This is a genomic window from Chamaesiphon sp. OTE_75_metabat_556, assembly GCF_031378165.1.
Taxonomy (GTDB): domain Bacteria; phylum Cyanobacteriota; class Cyanobacteriia; order Cyanobacteriales; family Chamaesiphonaceae; genus Chamaesiphon.
Map to the genome: position 1 here is coordinate 1 of NZ_JANNDR010000508.1, position 4,786 is coordinate 4,786.

At 43.9% G+C, this 4,786-nt stretch carries 6 protein-coding genes and 1 riboswitch; of the genes, 1 reads left to right on the forward strand and 5 read right to left on the reverse strand.

Annotated elements, in window-relative coordinates:
• From RMO27_RS20295 to RMO27_RS20315, 5 genes are all read right to left on the reverse strand, one after another.
• The coding region (locus tag RMO27_RS20295) for a CbiQ family ECF transporter T component (protein WP_309735959.1) at positions 1 to 427 on the reverse strand (427 nt) is incomplete at its 3' end.
• The gene (locus RMO27_RS20300) at positions 427 to 747 is read right to left on the reverse strand and encodes an energy-coupling factor ABC transporter substrate-binding protein (protein ID WP_309735960.1); all 321 of its coding nucleotides are present in this window, start codon (positions 745 to 747) and stop codon (positions 427 to 429) included. The genes RMO27_RS20300 and RMO27_RS20295, both read right to left, overlap by 1 nt.
• The gene (locus tag RMO27_RS20305; RefSeq protein WP_396133769.1) at positions 728 to 1,471 is read right to left on the reverse strand and encodes an energy-coupling factor ABC transporter permease; all 744 of its coding nucleotides are present in this window, start codon (positions 1,469 to 1,471) and stop codon (positions 728 to 730) included. Before RMO27_RS20305 ends, RMO27_RS20300 begins: the two co-directional genes overlap by 20 nt.
• A gap of 59 nt (positions 1,472 to 1,530) precedes the next feature.
• Positions 1,531 to 1,709: riboswitch (cobalamin riboswitch) on the reverse strand.
• Positions 1,710 to 1,965: 256 nt separating this feature from the next.
• Entirely contained in the window at positions 1,966 to 3,297 is a 1,332-nt protein-coding gene (locus RMO27_RS20310) for a hypothetical protein (RefSeq protein WP_309735965.1), read from the reverse strand.
• Positions 3,298 to 3,357: 60 nt separating this feature from the next.
• On the reverse strand, positions 3,358 to 3,822 hold the full coding sequence (locus RMO27_RS20315; protein WP_309735967.1) for a hypothetical protein: 465 nt from the start codon (positions 3,820 to 3,822) through the stop codon (positions 3,358 to 3,360).
• A gap of 86 nt (positions 3,823 to 3,908) precedes the next feature.
• Between RMO27_RS20315 and RMO27_RS20320 the strand changes: the two genes are divergently transcribed.
• The coding region (locus tag RMO27_RS20320) for a caspase family protein (RefSeq protein ID WP_309735970.1) at positions 3,909 to 4,786 on the forward strand (878 nt) is incomplete at its 3' end.

The window sequence follows — 4,786 nt, forward strand, 5'->3', positions numbered from 1 at the left end:
CGATCGCGGGAATTGTCAGGACGATCGAAAATAGCGCGGAAGTACTGGCTAAAGAACGCATCACTACTGAGATCGCCCGCATCAAGCCATTGTGACTGAGGTAAATGTACCCATTGCCAATCGGCAGTTGCCAGAGGACATCGAGTTGGAGATTCGCCGAAATTCGATCGACATACTCGAACACTAAAGCTGGCAGACTCGTTATCAGAAATATCGAGACTCCCAACAGCATCGCCCCGTAAACTTGGGGAGGAATGCCCGCATAAATTACAATCCACACACTCATCCAGATTAAGATGACAATCTGCACTGGATAGTGACTGAGGAGGGCAATCACTAGCACCGCCAAGGCAAAGCAGAGCTTTTGAGCTGGTGGCAGATGGCGCAGCCGACTGCTATATGCCAGAGTGTCAATGTGGATATTCACTAATCGCGATGTTCCGGAGCTGTAACGGTTTCATCGCTTTTGCGGCGTTCGGTGCGACCTTTGTATAAGCCTAAAATATAACAAGTCACTCCCGATCCGATCGCGGCTTGGGTGGCAAATAAAAAGGTTTCGATTTCACCGCCAGCAGGTTTGAGTATCGGCTCGAACCAAGGTTTGTATCCAGGTTTGACTTGTTCGATCGCCGTGATATTAAGACTATCTGTGGCCTTAAATTCTTTGCCTTGATACATCAAGATTGGAGCCATTGACAAGATGACTGCACCACTGAATAGCAAGATATTAGTTGATAATTTCTGCATCTAAGTTTCTGCCTTTTTGAAATAGTCCGAGGATTTTTAGCTCTTGTTGGCCGTAGTCCTGAAGCCAGTTCCAGACTAATACTGTTAACAACCCCTCACTAATTGCCAAGGGGATTTGCGTAATTGCAAATACACTGACAAATTTAACAAAAGCTGCCATAAACCCACCTTGTACTGCCGGAAAAGCGAGTGCCAATTGCACCGCAGTTACTAAATAAGTACACAAGTCTTCCAACATTGAAGCTAAAAATACCGCAACTTTCTGATGCCCAGTTTTGGCGATCGTCTGGTAGACAACATACGCAACCATCGGGCCGACAATGGCCATCGAAAACGCATTTGCACCCAATGTTGTCAATCCACCATGTGCGAGTAGTATCGCCTGAAATAGCAACACCAACCCACCCATGACGGACATCGCCAAGGGGCCGAACAGAATTGTGCCCAGTCCTGTGCCGGTGGGGTGAGAGCTACTGCCACTGACAGAGGGGATCTTGAGTGCTGAGAGGACGAAGGTAAAGGCTCCAGCTAAGGCGAGGAGTAGTTTGAGTTCTGGATGCGCTTGGGTAATCCGGTTGATGGAGCGTAAACCCAAAGCGAAGAAGGGTAAGGCTGCTACCCACCAAAATACCGCCCACTGGACGGGTAGATAGCCTTCGGCAATGTGCATCGCATGAGCGGGGGTTGGCGAGCCAATGACTAAATAGCTGCTCAAGCCAACCATTGCTAACAATGGGGCAATTTTTCGATATGGAGATGTTGTCACCTTGAACCTCGCAGATGAACTTGATTGCGGATACCAATGGGTGTTCTGACTTAGTTAATTCAAAATCAAACCCGATCTCCAGATCGAATTATGGGATCTCGAACACATTACAGTTGCGGGACAGCGTTGGAGTTGGCACCAATCTTTCCCCATTGATTTCCGTGGCTGTTGACGACAAAGTGCGCTGTTGTGAGTGGTTTGGCCAACTGCTGGATTCATCCTAGCATTTTAACTGCCAGCTCGATCGCCACAAGTGAACGGAGAGTTTTATCGGCTCGATTTCGGGTGGTTGGGGTTGGAGTGCGATCGATCGCCACTGGCGGTTTGGCATCGAGTAGATCGGACGCTACAGTTCGATCTCGATTTTTGCTAGCGAACAGCTCGCACCGCTGAATTAGTGCGTAGATATCGCCAGAAAATTGAGATCGAAATTTGATTGCGGTGCTAAATACTTAGTCTTTCGGACGGATTTTTCGACCCTTAATCTCGACCCACAGACATTTTAGCGATAACATTACCCCCCCTAAGAGCAGAATAGTCCCAATCGGCATGACCACGCTGCCAAACCAAAAATTATTACAAATATGGGGGACTTCTGGTTCTTTGGAAACGCTAAAAACTGCTTTACATTTTTTGCCATCATAATCAAATAAGGTACTGATTGCGGTACCTGCACCAATCAGCGTAACTAGGTTTTGAAAGTTGAGATCGCGTTCGGATTTTTCGATTTCAATCTGACTGCGTAGCGCACTAATATTCGTTTCCAGCAATTTTAGCCCAAGTTGCATGTTCTCTGTATCTTTATCGATTTGAGCCAGATATTTTTTTTCAGCTAAATCACCAAATCGATCTAGAAATTCGAGATCGTTGCTTTGAACTGCCTTGGTTTTGATCTGTTCTAGACGGTTTCGGTAATTAACGAGATTAATATTAATAATTTGTTTTTGAAATGAGAGATTTAATAGATCACTCGTATAAGCATTGAGAATTTTTTTAACATCATTGAATAAGACCTGCAAATCAACTAACTTGACATTGATATTCTGGCTGTTCTGAATTTTTGATGCATTATCTTCAACTTTTTTATAATGATAAATCAAAGATTCTTTAAGAGCACGGCTTTGATGATAAGCCCACGAGATCTTATGGCTATAGCAAAATAAACCTATCCAATCTGTGTAAAATTCAGCAGCTTTTTCTAGTGTCGATCGATCGGGGAATAATATAATTAATACGCGATCGCTAGCCACAGATGGCGATCCCCAGACTTCAAAGATTTGGGCATCTAAAAATGTGCCTTTACCTCGGATTTCCGGTGTCTCTTTAGTTGTGAACAATGCTTGGTAGCAATCGATCGCGATCCTCTCTGGATCTGGGTGTGCTGCGGTCAACCAGCCGGAAACCGTCCAAGTTCTCCCAATTGTTAAAGCTTTAGATGCGGCAGCTTTAGCAATTTCTGTGGCGATCGAACTAAACGAGTCGATCGATTGAGGCTCAGTTAAGTTATTGACCGAACAATCAATTTGCAAGCCATAAGTATCATTGAGGAGTACCGGATAGTAATATCCTTCCAATCGCAGATCGACAGGCTTGAGCTTGATTCTGGTAGGTGTTGTTAATTCTAGATATTCAGTTTCAATTTCAGTGTTTTTGAAATCTAGACCTGAAGGTAATCTAGTCAGAAACGCTTGATAATTTTGCGTAATTTCATCAGCACTAGCATTGAGCGGACTCCTGAGATCGTAGATAAATAAGTCAATCGTTGGATAGAATAGCTCATTCATATATTAGGGCAAGAGAATATTTTTGCAAGGCAAAATGTAAATAATGCCGATCTTGAAAAATCATAGGCTATTTTGATTTAAAAATTCTTTGACTCGATCGAGAAAAGTATATTCTTGGACTTTTTGCTCGGGGCAATCTGCTTGATTGACCGCAATTACCACATTATTCAATTGCTGCTCGTAGCCTGTTGCTGGTGTTACTGGGGTCATTCCTTTGGCAATTAACGGCGATGCATCCACACTCGATCGCTCGTTTTTTTCCGTTGTCAGTAGTAAATCGATGGGAATTGCTCCCGAACGATCGAGCTGTTCTTTGTACGATCGGTAGAATTGAAATAATTGGGGATTACCTTGGATAGTCTGGATCAGATCGGCTTCGAGATGACTCGTCCAGGCTTTGGGTTGAATGTTTAAATCTTTAGCAACTGTCTGTAATTTTTCTTTTTCAGAAGTGCTCAAGACGTCTGAAAAATCCCGTAGTGCCAACAGATATGCTAAGATTGTATTACTGTTTGTTACTTCCATAACTTTTACCTCAATTAGATGAGGTAATATATCTTGACGTTCTTAACGTAACACTTACCAGACTGAGTTGTCAGCCAAGCTGAAATATGACTTCACATTGGGAAGCATTAGTTGTCGGCATTAATTACTACCCGCATCATACCACCCTCAAGCCATTGACTGCGGCGGCTAATGATGCCGAAACGATTGCGGTGCAACTCGAACGATATGGGTTTCAAACCTTTCGCGTCCACCGACTCCCACGGATGGCCGATCGCAAGGGTGAATTGCACATCGATACCGAGGCTGGAGTCGTCAAGATTCAAGAATTGAGAGAAGCGATCGCCAACTTACTCAATCCCCCCGATCGTCATCCTCCAGAAACAGCTTTATTCTTTTTTTCGGGTCATGGTTGGCGTCAAACGATCGATGGTCGAGAAGAGGTATTTTTAGCCACCAGTGATGTACTGCCGAGCGATTGTAACTATGGTATTTCACTCAGTGAGTTAGGCCATCTGATTCAAACCAGCCCCGTTAAAAATCTGATTATCTGGTTAGATTGCTGTTATAGCGGCAAAGCAATCGAGTATCTGCCGACTAATAAAAATTATTGTATTTTTACAGCGACTCGTTCCTACGAACCAGGGGTAGAAATTAAGCATCAGCAAGGTTTGTTTACGCAGGAGTTGATAACAGGTTTAAATCCCGATCTCGATCCAGATGGCATGGTTGATAGCCATAAACTGGCTAAACATATTCAAGAACGGATGAAGCAAGCAGGGCAATCGCCGCAATGTGAGAATTCTAAGCGATCGATTCTGTTGACTAGTAACGTCACTCACACAGCTTTTAAAGATGAATGTCCCTACCGTTCCCTGGCATATTTTACCGAACAGATCAAAGATGCTCAAGTTTTCTATGGCCGGACGAAGTTAACTCAAGATTTAATCGAGCATATCAACCACAAAGACCGCTTAATTGCCGT